Raw genomic sequence first — 1,060 nt, 5'->3', positions numbered from 1 at the left:
GGCCTGGGCTTCGTACAGCCGCCAGTAGGCGCCCTGCTTTTCCATCAATTCATCGTGCGGGCCCACTTCCACCACCTCGCCGCGGTCCATGACCACCAGGCGGTCGGCCTTGCGCAGGGTGGACAGGCGGTGGGCAATGGCGATCGTCGTACGGCCTTGCACCAGGTTATCGAGCGCCTTCTGGATTTCCTTTTCGGTCTCGGTGTCCACCGCCGAGGTGGCCTCGTCCAGGATCAGGATGCGCGGATCGATCAGCAGAGCGCGCGCAATGCTGATGCGCTGGCGCTCGCCGCCCGACAGGCCCTGGCCGCGCTCGCCTACCAGCGAGTCGTAGCCGTGCGGCAGGCGCAGGATGAATTCATGCGCATGGGCGGCACGGGCGGCGGCCACGATTTCCTCGCGCGTCGCTTCGGGCTTGCCGTAGGCGATGTTCTCCGCGATGGTGCCAAAGAACAGGAAAGGCTCCTGTAGCACCAGGCCGATGTGGCGGCGGTAGTCGGCCACCGCAAAGCGGCGGATGTCGATGCCATCGACCTGGATGGACCCGTCGCTCACGTCATAAAAACGGCTGATCAGATTGACCAGCGTGCTCTTGCCCGAGCCACTGTGGCCCACCAAGCCGATCATCTCGCCGGGGCGGATGTCCAGATCCAGCCCCTTGATGACCGCGCGGCTGCCGTAACGGAAGCCCACGCCCTGCATGCTGATGGCGCCCTGCACCTTGTCCACCTTCACGGGTTGGGCCGGGTCGGGCACGTTGCTCACATGGTCCAGGATGTCGAAGATGCGCTTGGCGCCTGCAGCGGCCTTCTGGGTGACCGAAACGATGCGGCTCATCGAATCCAGCCGCCCGTAAAACCGCCCGATGTAGGCGATGAAGGCGGTGAGCACACCCACCGTGATCTGGTTGCGAGACACGAGCCAGATGCCGAACGCCCAGACCACCAGCAGCCCGATTTCAGTCAGCAGCGACACCGTGGGGGTGAACAGGCTCCAGGTCTTGTTGAGCTTGTCGTTCACCTCCAGGTTGTGCTGGTTGGCATCGCGAAAGCGCTGGGCC

1 protein-coding gene is annotated in these 1,060 nt (G+C 64.6%); it reads right to left on the bottom strand.

Features of this window, described 5'->3' with window-relative positions; genetic code table 11:
- Positions 1-1,060: ABC transporter ATP-binding protein (locus DBR23_RS31325; RefSeq protein WP_233250615.1), on the bottom strand; the 1,060-nt coding region annotated here is incomplete at both ends.

The organism is Acidovorax sp. HMWF018 (assembly GCF_003061035.1).
GTDB classification, from domain to species: Bacteria; Pseudomonadota; Gammaproteobacteria; order Burkholderiales; family Burkholderiaceae_C; genus Acidovorax; species Acidovorax delafieldii.
Note: the sequence above shows the minus strand (reverse complement) of the source record. Positions and strands in the feature narration are given on the sequence as shown.